At 62.4% G+C, this 14,687-nt stretch carries 13 protein-coding genes and 1 riboswitch; of the genes, 7 read left to right on the plus strand and 6 right to left on the minus strand.

From position 1 onward, the window contains the following. Nucleotides 1-59 precede the first annotated feature (59 nt). The 5 genes from ACS3WB_RS12745 to gatB all read left to right on the plus strand — a co-directional run bounded on the left by ACS3WB_RS12745 (nt 60) and on the right by gatB (nt 5,065). Nucleotides 60-266 carry a hypothetical protein gene (locus ACS3WB_RS12745; protein ID WP_438275876.1) on the plus strand — a complete coding sequence of 69 codons (207 nt, stop codon included), beginning with the start codon at nt 60-62 and terminating at the stop codon, nt 264-266. Further along, on the plus strand, nt 263-1,738 hold the full coding sequence (gatA, locus tag ACS3WB_RS12750; RefSeq protein ID WP_438275877.1) for an Asp-tRNA(Asn)/Glu-tRNA(Gln) amidotransferase subunit GatA: 1,476 nt from the start codon (nt 263-265) through the stop codon (nt 1,736-1,738). The genes ACS3WB_RS12745 and gatA overlap by 4 nt, the downstream gene beginning before the upstream one ends. Further along, nucleotides 1,729-2,037, plus strand: coding sequence for a hypothetical protein (locus tag ACS3WB_RS12755; RefSeq protein ID WP_438275878.1), 309 nt, complete (start codon nt 1,729-1,731; stop codon nt 2,035-2,037). Before gatA ends, ACS3WB_RS12755 begins: the two co-directional genes overlap by 10 nt. An 86-nt stretch (nt 2,038-2,123) precedes the next feature. Further along, on the plus strand, nt 2,124-3,506 hold the full coding sequence (locus ACS3WB_RS12760) for a patatin-like phospholipase family protein (RefSeq protein ID WP_438275879.1): 1,383 nt from the start codon (nt 2,124-2,126) through the stop codon (nt 3,504-3,506). Nucleotides 3,507-3,580: 74 nt separating this feature from the next. After that, nucleotides 3,581-5,065 carry an Asp-tRNA(Asn)/Glu-tRNA(Gln) amidotransferase subunit GatB gene (gene gatB, locus ACS3WB_RS12765; protein WP_438275880.1) on the plus strand — a complete coding sequence of 495 codons (1,485 nt, stop codon included), beginning with the start codon at nt 3,581-3,583 and terminating at the stop codon, nt 5,063-5,065. Nucleotides 5,066-5,272: 207 nt separating this feature from the next. Here the strand turns inward: gatB and ACS3WB_RS12770 are convergent, their stop codons facing one another. Beyond that, entirely contained in the window at nt 5,273-5,599 is a 327-nt protein-coding gene (locus ACS3WB_RS12770; protein ID WP_438275881.1) for a hypothetical protein, read from the minus strand. A gap of 964 nt (nt 5,600-6,563) precedes the next feature. Here ACS3WB_RS12770 and ACS3WB_RS12775 point away from each other — a divergent pair. Further along, a complete protein-coding gene (locus ACS3WB_RS12775; RefSeq protein WP_438275882.1) occupies nt 6,564-6,830 on the plus strand; it encodes a hypothetical protein in 267 nt (88 codons plus the stop codon). 176 nt (nt 6,831-7,006) lie between these two features. Here ACS3WB_RS12775 and ACS3WB_RS12780 read toward each other — a convergent pair whose 3' ends face one another. Continuing rightward, complete coding sequence (locus ACS3WB_RS12780) at nt 7,007-7,204, minus strand: hypothetical protein (RefSeq protein WP_438275883.1); 198 nt, start codon at nt 7,202-7,204, stop codon at nt 7,007-7,009. A gap of 169 nt (nt 7,205-7,373) precedes the next feature. Next, nucleotides 7,374-7,511: a hypothetical protein gene (locus ACS3WB_RS12785; protein ID WP_438275884.1), complete on the minus strand. Its 138-nt coding sequence runs from the start codon at nt 7,509-7,511 to the stop codon at nt 7,374-7,376. 586 nt (nt 7,512-8,097) lie between these two features. Between ACS3WB_RS12785 and recA the strand changes: the two genes are divergently transcribed. Continuing rightward, on the plus strand, nt 8,098-9,186 hold the full coding sequence (recA, locus tag ACS3WB_RS12790) for a recombinase RecA (RefSeq protein ID WP_438275885.1): 1,089 nt from the start codon (nt 8,098-8,100) through the stop codon (nt 9,184-9,186). 555 nt (nt 9,187-9,741) lie between these two features. Here recA and gcvP read toward each other — a convergent pair. Genes gcvP through gcvT form a run of 3 tightly spaced genes read right to left on the minus strand, consistent with a single transcriptional unit; the run spans nt 9,742 to nt 14,214 of the window. Then, entirely contained in the window at nt 9,742-12,618 is a 2,877-nt protein-coding gene (gene gcvP / locus ACS3WB_RS12795; RefSeq protein ID WP_438275886.1) for an aminomethyl-transferring glycine dehydrogenase, read from the minus strand. Nucleotides 12,619-12,675: 57 nt separating this feature from the next. Further along, nucleotides 12,676-13,041, minus strand: a complete 366-nt coding sequence (gcvH, locus tag ACS3WB_RS12800) for a glycine cleavage system protein GcvH (RefSeq protein WP_438275887.1) — start codon at nt 13,039-13,041, stop codon at nt 12,676-12,678. A gap of 9 nt (nt 13,042-13,050) precedes the next feature. Beyond that, complete coding sequence (gene gcvT / locus ACS3WB_RS12805; protein WP_438275888.1) at nt 13,051-14,214, minus strand: glycine cleavage system aminomethyltransferase GcvT; 1,164 nt, start codon at nt 14,212-14,214, stop codon at nt 13,051-13,053. Between the two features lie 132 nt (nt 14,215-14,346). Continuing rightward, nucleotides 14,347-14,452, minus strand: a riboswitch (glycine riboswitch). Between the last annotated feature and the right edge of the window lie 235 nt (nt 14,453-14,687).

Below are 14,687 nucleotides of genomic sequence, written 5' to 3' on the forward strand. Positions count from 1 at the left end.
GTGACGGATGACCATTTCTTTCTGGTGCCGAAGGTCGTCGAATAACAGGTCGTGAGCCCATGTGTCTGCTGTGTAACGATGAGAAGGTCTATCGGACCTATATGGATCACCTCGACGCGTTGAAGCGACGGGGGGAGACTGTGGATCCCGACAAGGTATTGGACGCCGTCTTCGAGCAGCTTCAGGCGGAAGAAAAGGTTCGCGCCACCGATCCCCGAAACGACAGGACGCTGTCGCCATTTTTTTGCAGCGCGGTTGATAAATGACGGATTTGACGTCGCTTACGCTGGCCGAGGCCCGTGATGGTCTCGCGACCAGGTCGTTCACTGCGATTGAGTTGACCGACGCGCATCTGGCGGCAATGGAGGGCGCGCGCGCCCTCAATGCCTATGTGCTCGAGATGCCGGAGCGGGCGAGGGCGATGGCGCGCGAGGCTGACGCGCGGATTGGCAAAGGCGAGGGCGGGCCGCTCAACGGCATTCCGCTCGGCGTCAAGGATCTGTTCGCGACCGAAGGAACGCGGACCACGGCATGCTCGCAAATTCTCGACGATTTCAAGCCGCCCTACGAATCCACCGTGACGTCGCAACTCTGGCGCGACGGCGCCGTGATGCTTGGAAAACTCAATAACGACGAATTCGCGATGGGGTCGTCGAACGAGACCTCGCGCTTCGGTCCCGTCATCAATCCGTGGCGGCGGCAGGGGTCTGATGCGAAGCTGGTCCCCGGCGGTTCGTCGGGCGGGTCGGCTGCGGCGGTGGCGGCCCGACTGTGTCTTGGCGCGACTGCGACCGACACCGGCGGTTCGATTCGCCAGCCCGCCGCCTTCACCGGCACCGTGGGCCTCAAGCCGACCTATGGACGCTGCTCGCGCTGGGGCATCGTCGCGTTTGCATCGTCGCTCGATCAGGCTGGGCCGATCGCGCGCACCGTGCGCGACGCGGCTATCCTGATGCGCTCGATGGCCGGCCACGATCCGAAGGATACGACCTCGGTCGATCGCGAAGTTCCCGACTACGAAGCTGCGGTCGGCAGATCCGTGAAAGGAATGAAGATCGGCCTTCCCAGGGAATATCGGCTCGACGGCATGCCCGCGGAGATCGGGAGACTGTGGACGCAGGGCGCCGAGTGGCTGAAAGCCGCGGGCGCCGAACTGGTCGAGGTCTCGTTGCCGCATACGAAATACGCGCTGCCCGCTTATTACATCGTGGCGCCCGCAGAGGCGTCGTCGAACCTCGCGCGTTACGATGGCGTTCGTTACGGCGCGCGCGTCGACGGCCGCAATCTCGTCGAAATGTATGAGAATACGCGCGGGAAGGGCTTTGGCGCGGAGGTCCGCCGTCGTATCATGATCGGCACCTATGTCTTGTCCGCAGGTTACTACGACGCCTATTACCTTCGTGCGCAAAAGGTCCGGACCTTGATCAAGAAGGATTTCGAGGATTGCTATGCGGCGGGGGTCGATGCGATCCTGACACCCGCGACGCCATCTGCCGCCTTCGGCATCGGCGAGAAGGCTGGCGCCGATCCTATCGAGATGTATCTTAATGACATCTTCACCGTGACGGCGAACATGGCGGGCCTGCCGGGCATCGCCGTACCTGCGGGCAGGGATGCTCATGGACTGCCGCTTGCATTGCAACTGATCGGCCGTCCGTTCGACGAGGAGACGCTCCTTTCGCTTGGCGAGATCGTCGAGCAGGCGGCAGGGCGCTTTATGCCGGAGGTGTGGTGGTGACGCCGGAAGCTTTCAAGGCCAGCCTGACAAACGCCGAGCCACCGCCGGGCGTTTCGGCACCGCTTGCGGCATTGTGGTGGGCCGCCAAGGGTGACTGGAACAAGGCGCACGTCACCGTGCAAAACAAGCTGGGCACGGACGCCGCCTGGGTGCACGCCTATTTGCATCGGCTCGACGGACGCGAGATCAGCAATGCCGCGTACTGGTATCGCCGCGCGGACAAGCCGTTCGCGAAAAGTTCGTCCGAGGACGAGTGGAACCAGATTGTCGTGGAATTACTGGGCGGCGAGGGCGGCTAGACAGACGGGGCGGGCCGGGACAGCATGAGCGAGACTGTCCGGCTCTGCGCATCAATGGCGACATCGGCGGGGACGATTGCACGGCCATGCGTTCAGCATTTGCGATCATTGGATTTTGCGCGGTGCTGCTTGGCTGCGCGTCGATCCAGAACACGCCGGTCAACCAGCCGGGCAGCAGCGCCGAGCTCGCGGGCCAGCTTCACGAAAACTTCGAGGAGCGCGCCGCTTCCGACGATGACCTGGTCGGGCTGTCGTTCTCGGGCGGCGGAACGCGGGCCGCGGCCTTTTCCTTCGGCGTGCTGGAGGAGTTGGCGCAAATACCGGCGCGCGGTGGCGGAGGCGTGTCGATGCTTGATCGCATCGATTTCATTTCCGGCGTGTCTGGCGGCTCGGTTACGGCGGCATATTTCGGGCTGCGCAAACGCGCGGCGCTTGCCGACTTCCGTGAAAGATTTCTGCTGCGCAACGCGGAGGAAGGGCTTCAGACCGACCTCAATCTTGCCACGCTCGGCAAGGCGTTTGCCGGCGGCATCAATGACTCCAGCGGCCTGCCGCGCTGGCTCGATGCCAACCTGTTTCATGGCGCGACCTTCGCCGATCTTCGCAAGACGGTGCGCCCGCGAGTCTGGATCAACGCCTCCGACATCTACAATCGCACGCCCTTTGTTTTCGGTGTGACCGCGTTCAGCGCGATGTGCAGCGATCTCGGATCCTATCCGCTGGCGAACGCGGTGGCCGCGTCGGCAGCGGTGCCTGTTGCGTTCGCGCCGGTGGTGATCCAGACCTTTCCGGGCCGGTGCAAGGATCCGCTGCCGGCCTGGATCGTGAAGGCGCGCGACAACCGCAACGCGCCCCCGATGCTGAGCGCGTTTGCGAAAGCGGTCAGTCGCTATCACGATGGCGAAATTCCCTATATCAAGCTGCTCGACGGCGGCTTGGTCGACAACTACGGCTTGGCCGGTTTCACCATTGCGCGGCTGTCGGCGAGCACGCCCTATGGACCGCTGTCGCCCGATCAGGCCGTCAAGATACGGCGCGCGCTGTTTCTGGTGATCGATGCGAAGACCGGCCTCGCCGGCAACTGGATCAATACCATTGAAGGCCCGAGCGGCGTCGACCTGGTCAAGGCCGCCGCGGACACCGCGATCGATGCCAGCGTCGGCGCGGGCTATACCGCCTTCGAGCGAACCATGGGCGACTGGCAGACGGCGCTGATCCGCTGGCGCTGCGGCCTGTCGGCCGCCGATCGCGCCCGTTACGGCGCGCGCCCGGGTTGGAATTGCCACGATTTGAAATTGTTCGTGGGACGGATCGGCTTCGATCAACTTGATCCCGCGCGTGCCGCGAGCCTGGAGACCGTTCCGACCCGCTTCCATCTGCCGCCGCAACAGGTCGATGACGTGATCGCCGCCGGGCGCGACGCGTTGCGGGCGAGCCCCACCTTCCGCGCGTTTGCCGGCAGCAGGTGAGCGGGCGCAAGCGGCCGACTCAATTGATTTGGACGGGGGTTTTCCCGTCGCAACCTCCGGGGTAAAAGCCGCGCATGAACGCACCTGTCAAACCGTCGAACCTGATCAAGGGCGCCACCGGCGAGTGGGAGATCGTGATCGGGCTCGAAGTCCACGCCCAGGTCACATCCAACGCAAAGCTGTTCTCCGGCGCGTCGACTGCCTTCGGCGGCGATCCCAACAGCCACGTCTCGCTGGTCGACGCCGCGATGCCCGGAATGCTGCCTGTCATCAACGAGGAATGCGTCCGGCAGGCGGTGCGGACCGGATTGGGACTGAACGCCCGGATCAATCTGCGCTCGGTGTTCGACCGCAAGAACTATTTCTATCCCGACCTGCCGCAGGGCTATCAGATCAGCCAGTACAAGTCGCCGATCGTCGGCGAGGGCGAGGTCGTGGTCGATCTCGCCGATGGCACGAGCATCACGGTTGGGATCGAGCGGCTGCATCTCGAACAGGACGCGGGCAAGTCGCTGCACGACCAGCATGCCGACATGAGCGCGATCGATCTGAACCGCTCCGGCGTGGCGCTGATGGAAATCGTCTCCAAGCCGGATATGCGCTCGTCGGAACAGGCCAGAGCCTATGTGACGAAACTGCGGTCGATCCTGCGCTATCTCGGCACCTGCGACGGCGACATGGAGAAGGGCAGCCTGCGCGCCGACGTCAACGTCTCGGTGCGCCGGCTAGGGCAGCCCTTCGGCACCCGCTGCGAGATCAAGAACGTCAATTCCATCCGCTTCATCGGTCAGGCGATCGAACACGAGGCGCGACGCCAGATCAGCATCCTCGAGGATGGTGGCAGCATCGACCAGGAAACCCGGCTGTTCGATCCGGACAAGGGCGAGACCCGCGCGATGCGCTCCAAGGAAGAGGCGCACGACTACCGCTACTTTCCGGATCCCGACCTGCTGCCGCTGGAATTTTCGCAAGACTTCGTCGATGCGCTGAAGGTCGACCTGCCGGAATTGCCCGACCAGAAGAAGACGCGCTTCATCGGCGACTTCGGTCTGACGCCCTACGACGCCGCCGTGCTGGTCAGCGAACACGAGAGCGCCAACTTCTATGAGGCGGTGCTGGCGGGGCTTGCGAATGCGCGCCGCGACGGAAAGCTGGCTGCCAACTGGGTGATCAACGAACTGTTCGGGCGGCTCAACAGGGAAAGCCGGGGAATTGCGGAATCGCCGGTATCGGCATCGCAGCTCGCCGCGATCCTAGACCTGATCGGCGAAGGCACCATTTCCGGCAAGATCGCCAAGGATCTGTTCGAGATCGTCTGGACCGAGGGCGGCGACCCGCGGGCGCTGGTCGAAGCGCGCGGGATGAAGCAGGTCACCGACATGGGTGCGATCGAGAAGGCGGTGGATGACATCGTCGCCGCCAATCCGGACAAGGCCGCGCAGGTCCGCGACAAGCCGCAGATGATCGGCTGGTTCGTCGGTCAGGTGATGAAGGCGTCCGGCGGCAAGGCCAACCCGCAAGCCGTGAACGATCTGCTCAAGACCAAGCTCGGTCTGTAGTCGTCATCCGCCCCGCTGCCGTCGATCGGTGCTTCAACATTGCGTTCGTCTGCATGTGCGCAGTCTGTCGGCGATGCGATGCATGCTGGTCCGGCGCGTGGCCGCATTGTCCGAAGGATGCAGGATGCGGAGCGAGACGTTGGGCGATGCTACGCTCCGTCTGCTCGCCGAAATTGCAGTCGTGTGTGCGCGCGTTGTACGCCGGCATCACACCGTGATGACGTGACGATAGCTGCTCTGGTTTTGCGAATCGGATTTCACGATTCGCAAAAAGCGCAGCTTCACGGGCACCGAATGGCAATTTCCCGGATTGGCGTGAAAATATTTTTGTTGCCAAAAGTTGCGACTCGGAGTCCGCGCTACGACGATCGTCACGGGCGCAGCGACTCGGCGTCGTGGGTCACACGCGTCTGTCGTTACGTTGCGAAGTGCAGAATGATGCTGCGGCACAGCCACTTCCTGAAATGTCGACATTTGTCGATGCAGGTTTTTCGCTGGTTGAGCTCGCTGCTCATCGCCGAATATGCGCAGCATTCTAAAATGCGTCGTCGCTGCGGCGGCATTTGTCTGTCAACACTTCCTTAAGTGGGACACTGTTTTTTTCAATGTGTTGGTGTATTCGAAGGATGTGCATTTCGATTCCCGAGTGCACGCAGCGACTAAGCCATCTCACTAACCCCTGGAGGGCAACATGGCCAAGAAGGCGAAGAAGGCAAAAGCTAAGAAGGTCAAGAAGGCGAAGAGCGCGGTGAAGAAGACTGCGAAGAAGACCCGCAAGGTCGCCAAGAAGAAGAAGTAAGCTCGCGTGATGGAATCGCCGGCGGATGCCGGCGACGTCGCAAGAGCCGAAGAGAGTTTGCCTCCAAGAGCAGATTTTCAATCCAGGCTCCGGTCGACGAGAGAGGGTGTCGGCGAGACATCAGGTCAAACGGTCGGATCGTCTGTCCCGGGAGCTCCCCGTGACAACCGGTCCGAGGGAAGATCACGGTGAGTTCACCTGGGGTCTTCGTTCGATGCGGATGTCAATGTCCGCAGTCACCAGCGGCCTCGGCTGCGGTGAGAGTTGGTCCTGACGTGTTCACCGACGCCCTCGTCCTGCCGCCGGCGTGGCTCAGCCCCGGTGTTGCTGTTTCCCCATTGTTTGAATCGTTGCCGCCACCGCGGTGACCGCGGTTTCACCGCGATGCGCGTTCAGCGCTGCCGGACCGGGCTCGGCTCTGGCGATGGTTACCGGTTTGCCAAGCACGACAGTAAACCGAATTCCGCGGAATCAGGAAAGTCTCCGAAAAACAAAGACTTTTTCGATTCCACCGGGTGGTCCTCGCACTGAGCGTTCACGTTCGATTCATCGCAATGCTTAAACTGCTCTTCAAATTTTACCGCCATGGTCTGCGCGTCTGGACGGCACGCCGGTGAACGGCGGTCGGGACCAGCGGGGACGACGACAAGTGGATGGGGCCGCGCTCGAAGCAGGGCGGTTATAAAAAGGAACAGAGGAATGTTTCAGGGGCATATCGATTTCGAGACGGCAGCGCCGGTAGGCGCTGACACCATTCAGAATATTCTGTTCGAACGCGGTTTGTACTGGGCGAGCGGCCGGGCCGGTCTGGTCGACCTGGTGGCCGCGCACAAGTGGTTCAATCTCGCAGCGCTCAAGGGCCATACCGAAGCGATCGCGATGCGTCGGGAAATCGCGGCGCTCATGTCCGAGGCCGAGATTGTCGCAGCACAGCGCGAGGCGAGGGCCTGGATGACCGTGCATTGATCCGCTCTCAGGCGCAACTTCCGGCAAGCCTCACGGACGGTTCGGCTTGGTCCTGGCTATAACGCGGCGCCATGCTTCGTCCCCGTCGCTATCGCGACAAGGGACTCGCGTTATTCGTGCGGTTTGCGAAATCCGTTTTGAATTGGAAATCAGCGAGCCGTTTTGAGTCGCATCTTTTAAGCGGGGCAGGCGCCCTGCAGGACGCCGTTCGCCTGACCATAGAAGCCGGCGGCTCCTGCGGAGTTCCCCAGCGAGTTCAGGATGTCGCCGACCGATATGTAAATCTTGCTGACGGCAATCGCAGTCCGGCAGTCCATGCCGCCGGCAACTGCTTCGAGATTGGTGTCGTTCAGTTCGCGCATCTCGGTGTGCATGTCTCTCTCCTGTTTTGAAGGAGAGGCCGTCCCCTCGTGATCAACGTCGCAGGAGTACGACGCGCCGGTCTTCGTCGCTGTGACGGATGTCACAAAGCGGACAGGGCACCCGCGAGTTTGAACCGCGAGGTCGATCGTTGCTGACCTGAAATCTGACCTAGCCGTCGCTCTATATATAGATGCCGAACGAGTGGCCGAGAGCTCTCGCCAACGAGAAGCCGGCACGGGTCAATGTCCCGTTGTTGTAATTCTGATCCCACTGGTTGATCACAACCAGCGCGACTGCCAGCGCGAAAATCATCTTCATGATGGTACATTGACACCAGAGTCTTAAGATTAAATTAGGACTGGCGGCTGTTGGGTCCGGGTGCTGTTTTCGAACATTCCCGGCAGAGAAGGTGCCTGGTCGAAGTAGGGCCAATACCGGCAGAGAAGGTGCTGTCCTAATGCTGACGTCAAAATGAAAAAGGCCGCCCACTGAGGCGCCTTGCGGGTTCCAAAATGGGTGAACGATCAAGGGCTCCAGAGACGGACGAAGACGCCGCAAAGCTCTCCTTGAATGAGCTTAATGAATGGATCAGCCGCGCTGAGTTTCGCGCATGTCGTCTCAGTCTGTCAGCTTCGCTCAAGAAGTCTGCAATGAAACGACTCGTCTGGCTGGAATCTCGGCGCGAAACGTTGCATGGCGTCCCGGCTCCTAAACGTGGACGTTTTTGAACTTAGGACACTTTCCAAATCAACTTAGGACACTGAGGGTCAAATACGGACAGTACCGTAGAGAAGAAAAGAACATATTGCGAACTTAGAACAAATAGGGTACATGTGGTTTCACCTCATCATCCACGGCCATTCGTTGTCCCGTCTGCGAATCCCGTTCATAAGGAGCCCGGCCCATGTCCCAAGCTGCCCTGCGTATCGTCGAAGGATCTTCCATGGATAAGTCGAAGGCCCTATCCGCCGCGCTCTCCCAGATCGAGCGCCAGTTCGGCAAGGGCTCGGTGATGAAGCTCGGCAAGAACGACAAGTCGATGGACGTCGAGGTGATTTCCTCGGGTTCGCTCGGCCTCGACATCGCGCTCGGCGTCGGCGGCCTGCCCAAGGGACGCATCGTGGAAGTCTACGGTCCGGAGTCCTCGGGCAAGACCACGCTGGCGCTGCATGCGGTCGCCGAGGCGCAAAAAAAGGGCGGCATCTGCGCCTTCATCGACGCCGAGCACGCGCTTGACCCGGTCTATGCCCGCAAGTTGGGCGTCAATGTCGACGATCTCCTGATTTCGCAGCCCGATCACGGCGAGCAGGCGCTGGAAATCGCCGATACGCTGGTGCGCTCCGGCGCGGTGGACGTGCTCATCATCGATTCGGTCGCAGCGCTGGTGCCGCGCGCCGAACTCGAGGGTGAGATGGGTGACGCGCTGCCCGGCCTGCAGGCGCGGCTGATGAGTCAGGCGCTGCGCAAGCTCACCGCCTCCATCAACAAGTCCAATACCATGGTGATCTTCATCAACCAGATCCGCATGAAGATCGGGGTGATGTACGGATCGCCGGAAACCACCACGGGCGGCAACGCGCTGAAGTTCTATGCGTCCGTGCGCCTCGACATTCGCCGCATCGGCGCGATCAAGGAACGCGACGAGGTCGTCGGCAACCAGACCCGCGTCAAGGTGGTGAAGAACAAGCTCGCGCCGCCCTTCAAGCAGGTCGAGTTCGACATCATGTACGGTGAAGGCATCTCCAAAATGGGAGAGATCCTCGATCTCGGCGTCAAGGCGGGCATCGTCGAAAAATCCGGCGCCTGGTTCTCCTATGATAGCCAGCGCATGGGGCAGGGACGCGAGAACGCGAAGGCGTTTTTGCGGTCCAATCCCGACATCACCGCCAAGATCGAAATGGCGATCCGGCAGAATTCAGGGCTTATCGCCGAGCAGATTCTGGCCGGCAGCCCCGAGCGTGATGATGACGAGGAGGAGCCGGCCGAGGACTGAGGTTGGTCGGTTGGGTATTTCCGGGACGCGGGCTGGTGCAGCCCGGGTACGGTGCGATCCGCAAAGACGGGAATCCTTTGTGGAAGCGTCTCGCGCCTCTCGGAAGCAACGGGCGCTGTGGATGTTGAGTTGCCGACATCCCCAGCGTCCGTTTTTGTTTTTCATCCCTCGGGAGACATCTTCAGCACGCAACGGCTTTGCTTACGCAACTCCGTGGTCGAGCGGAAAGCACATGCGAGCGGAGGCGAAACACAAAAGTCGTCATCGCCGCGAAAGCGGAATACCCGGTAATCATATTGGGCTTGAGGTCGACCGGGCACGCTTTGGTTACGGGACCGCTCGCCGGAGCCTGTCATCGGACCGGCGAAGCCGGCTCCTTCGAGGCGACGTCGCCTCGATTTCAGCCATAGCATTTCAGCCATGGCGTTTCGAGCGAAGCCTCCGGCCTGGCCCGAGGATAGATGCCGGCTTGCGTCAAGAAAACGCGTCAAAACAAAATCATGAGCCTGGCTTCTGATTTCGTCAGAAGCCAACTCTTGGATGGCGATGACCTTGTTACTCCGCAGCCTGGGCGTAGTCTTCCAGCGGCGGACATGAGCAGACCAGGTTGCGGTCGCCGTAGGCATTGTCGACCCGTCCGACCGGTGGCCAGTATTTGTCCGAGCGCGATGTGCCGGCCGGAAAGCAGCCCTGGGCGCGGCTGTAGGGCCGCGACCAGTTATCCTCGGCGATGTCGTGCACCGTATGCGGCGCATGGCGCAGTGGCGAGGACTCGACGCTCCAGTGTCCGGCCTCGATCTCGGCGATCTCGTTCCGGATCGCGATCATGGCGTCACAGAATCGATCGAGCTCTGCTTTTGCCTCCGATTCGGTCGGCTCGATCATCAGCGTTCCCGGCACCGGAAAACTCATGGTCGGGGCGTGGAAGCCGTAGTCGATCAGCCGTTTGGCGATATCGTCGACGGTCACGCCGGTTTTAGCCTTCAGCGGGCGGGTATCGATGATGCATTCATGCGCGACGCGGCCCTTCACGTTGCGGTACAGCACCGGAAAGTGCGGATCGAGGCGCTGCGCAATATAGTTGGCGTTGAGGATGGCGACTTCGGTGGCCCGCGTCAGGCCTTCGCCACCCATCATCAAAATGTAGATGTAGGAGATGGTCAGGATCGAGGCCGAGCCGAACGGCGCGGCCGAGACCGGTCCGACCGCGGACGGTGTTGCGCCGTCGGTTACGGGATGGCCGGGAAGGAAGGGCGCGAGGTGCGCCTTCACGCCGATCGGGCCCATGCCCGGGCCGCCGCCGCCATGTGGAATGCAGAAGGTCTTGTGCAGGTTGAGGTGGCTGACGTCGGCGCCGTAATCGCCGGGCCGCGACAGGCCGACCTGCGCGTTCATGTTGGCGCCATCGAGATAGACCTGACCGCCATGGCCGTGCACGATGTCGCAGATGTCGCGGATATGCTCTTCGAACACGCCGTGGGTCGAGGGATAGGTGATCATGATCGCGGCGAGCCGGTCGGCATGCTGCGCCGCCTTAGCCTTGAGATCGTCGACATCGACGTCGCCCCGCGCATCGCAGGCCACCACCACGACCTCCATCCCCGCCATGTTGGCGGAGGCCGGATTGGTGCCGTGCGCGGAAGAGGGGATCAGGCACACCGTGCGGTGGCTGTCGCCGCGCGCCGCGTGATAGCCGCGGATCGCCAGAAGCCCGGCATATTCGCCCTGTGCGCCGGAGTTCGGCTGCAGCGAAATCGCATCATAGCCGGTGATGTCGAGCAGCCATCGTTCGAGTTGTTCGAACAGCGCATAATAACCCTCCGCCTGCTCGGGCGGCGCGAACGGATGCAAACTCGCGAATGCAGGCCACGTCAGCGGAATCATTTCCGTGGTGGCGTTGAGCTTCATCGTGCAGGATCCGAGCGGGATCATCGCGCGATCGAGCGCGAGATCGCGGTCGCTGAGCTTTCGCATGTAGCGCAGCATCTCGGTTTCAGAGCGGTGCGCGTGAAACACCGGATGGGTCAGATAGGATGTCCTGCGCCCGAGCTCGGCAGGCAGCAGGTCGGAGGCGTGGGGTTCGACGTCGGCATAAGACAGCGCGCCGCCGAATGCGCGCCACACCGCTTCGACGATCTCCGGCGTGGTGAGCTCGTCGAGCGCGATGCCGAGCGTACGGTCGGCGTTGATCCGCAGGTTGATGCCCTGGCTGAGCGCACGGATGACGATCTCGTCCTGTCGGTCGTCCGCCTTCACGATGAGCGTATCGAAGGTTGCGCCGTTGAGCGGCGCGAAGCCGAGCCGCGTCAGGCCGGCCGCCAGCGTCGCGGTATGATGATGCACGGTGCGCGCGATCTGCGCCAGCCCTTCGGGACCGTGATAGACCGCGTACATCGACGAGATCACCGCCAGCAGGACCTGCGCGGTGCAGATGTTGGAGGTGGCTTTCTCCCGGCGGATGTGCTGTTCGCGGGTCTGCAGAGCGAGTCGATAGGCCGGCGCTCCGCGGGAATCCACGGAGAGGCCGACGATGCGGCCGGGCAGCAATCGCTTCAGCGCGTCGCGCACCGCCATGTAGGCCGCGTGCGGCCCGCCATAGCCCATCGGCACGCCGAAGCGTTGCGCCGATCCGACTGCGATGTCGGCGCCCAGTTCGCCGGGCGAGGCCAGCAGCGTCAGCGCCAGCAAGTCGGCCGCGATCACGGCGAGACCGCCCTTGGCCTTGATCGCGGCGATAGCCGGACGCAGGTCGCGCACCACGCCCGATGTGCCGGGATATTGCAGCACCGCGCCGAACACGTCCGCTTTGTCGAGATCGTGCAGCGGATCGCCAGTGACGAGCGTCCAGCCGAGAGGTTCCGCGCGGGTCCGCAGCACCGCGAGCGTCTGCGGATGCACCTCGTGATCGACGAAGAACGCTTTCGTTTTCACCGTTGATGCGCGCTCGGCCAGCGCCATTGCTTCCGCCACCGCGGTCGCCTCATCGAGAAGCGAGGCGTTGGCGACGTCGAGCCCGGTGAGGTCGCAGATCATGGTCTGGAAGTTGAACAGCGCTTCCAGCCGGCCCTGGCTGATTTCCGCCTGATAAGGCGTGTACGCCGTATACCACGCCGGATTTTCCAGGATATTGCGCTGGATCACCGTCGGCAGGATCGTGCCGGAATAACCTTGCCCGATCAGCGAAGTGAAGGCCTGGTTGCCTGCGGCGAGCTCCCGCATGTGCGCCAGCACTTCGATTTCGCTCAGGCCCTCGCTCAAGCCTTCGCCGAGATCGAGCGGAGTGCTCTGCCGGATCGCGGGAGGCAGCGCCTCGTCGATCAGCGCCGCGAGGCTCTTCGCGCCGACTGTGCCCAGCATCGCGTCGATGTCGCGCGGCGAGGGGCCAATGTGGCGGCGCGCGAAAGTGGTAGCGGGCTCTTCACGGACGGTCATCGAAATGCTCCTCGATGCAAATTGCAAATATTGAATAGCCGGGCTTGACGAAAAGGTTCACGCCGTATGCGCCTTGTAGGCGTCCTCATTCATCAGGCCCTTGAGCTCGCTCTTGTCGGCGATTCTGAGCTTGAAAATCCACGCCTTGCCGCCGGCATCGGAATTGATCAGCGCCGGCTCCGCGCTGAGTGTGTCGTTGACTTCGAGAACTTCACCCGTGATCGGCGCGTAAACATCCGAGGCCGCCTTGACCGATTCCACGACCGCCGCGGGTTCGGCCTTCTTCAACTGGCGTCCGACTTTCGGCAGTTCGATGAACACGACGTCGCCAAGCTGCGACTGCGCATGATCGGTGATGCCGACGGTCGCGGTGTCGCCATCGATACGGAGCCATTCGTGGTCGGCAGTATACAAAACGGTCATGACAAATCCTCAACGCTTGTAATTATGTGGAACGAAAGGCATCGCGGACACCCGCAGCGGTAGCCGCTGTCCGCGTACGTCAGCAAAGACCAGACCGCCGACTGCGGCGTGCGAGGTCGGCAGATAACCCATCGCCACCGGCGCGTTCAGGCTCGGTCCGAAACCGCCCGATGTCACGGCGCCGATCGGGTCGGCGGAATTCGCGTCGGCAAACAGTCGTGCGCCTTCGCGCACCGGCGTGCGGCCTTCCGGCAGAAGTCCGATGCGGCGGCGGGCGGCGCCCTGCTCGAATTGGGAAAGGATCACGTCGGCTCCGGGAAAGCCGCCCGCGCGCGCTCCGCCGCTGCGACGGCTTTTCTGCACCGACCATTCCAGCGCGGCTTCGACCGGCGTCGTCGTGGTGTCGATGTCATGGCCGTAAAGGCAGAGCCCGGCCTCGAGCCGCAGGCTGTCGCGGGCGCCGAGGCCGATCGGCATCACGTCCGGATCATCGAGCAATGCCGTTGCCACCGCTTCGGCCTGCGCTGCGGAAATCGAGATCTCGAAGCCGTCTTCGCCGGTATAGCCGGAACGCGAGATGAAGCAGTCGGCGGTGCCGCCGGCTATTCTGATCGGATGCGGCCCGGCTTCCATGAAGCGCATCGCGGGCGCCTCAGGGCAAAGCTTCGCCAGCACGGCCGCCGCTTTCGGGCCCTGCAGCGCGACCAGCGCACGGTCGGACAGCACGTCGATGGAGCAGGCGTCGGCAAGTTGCTCGCGCAGATGCGTCTCGTCGGCAGCCTTGCACGCGCCGTTGACCACCAGGAACAGGTGGTCGCCGAAATTGGCCACCATCAGGTCGTCCAGCAGTCCGCCGGCTGCATTGGTGAATTGGGCATAACGCTGCCGTCCCGGCGCGACCGCCACGATGTCCTGCGGCACCAGGCGTTCCAGCGCGAGCGCGGCATCCTCGACTTTTCCGGATTTTGGCCGCAGTGCGACCTGGCCCATATGCGAGACGTCGAACAGGCCGGCGGCGGCGCGGGTGTGGAGATGTTCCTTCAGCACGCCGGCAGCGTACTGCACCGGCATGTCATAGCCCGCGAACGGCACCATCTTCCCGCCGCGCGCCAGATGCAGGGCGTGCAGGGGGGTTCTTTGCAGGGTCGGCGCTTCGGAGACGTGCGTCGCCATCAGGGGTCCTTGCGGTTGAAAGGGACGATTCCCTGAAAACCCGTAAAAACCCCATCTGTCGCTGTGCCTGAGAGTATTATCCCGTCGGCGGACCCTGACCGCACACGGTCGAGGGTCTCTTTCCAGATGTTAACGAGTCGCGCGGTCCGTTTGCCTGAGAGTTTCCGGGGCGGTTGCTCCTTCGGCGCCGGCCTGCTTCCATTCCAGGAAGCGGCCGATCTCTCCCGGCGCGACTTCAAAACAGATAGGACGAAAACACGCCTTCAACAAGACTGTCAACGCGGATGCAGCATTTTCAACGGATGTTATATTTAATGCGGCCAAGTCACTGATCCTCCTGCACACTTTCTGGACAGCCCGGCCACCCCCGTCTAAAAGCGGTCGCTGGACAAGATGCGACTGCTAATTCGCGCCTATTCTGCTTGCAAAGCCGGTATTGCCTTTGCGGAATATGCGCTCAGGGCCGCGAGCCC

It is taken from the genome of Nitrobacter sp. (assembly GCF_051535215.1).
Taxonomy (GTDB): Bacteria; Pseudomonadota; Alphaproteobacteria; order Rhizobiales; family Xanthobacteraceae; genus Nitrobacter.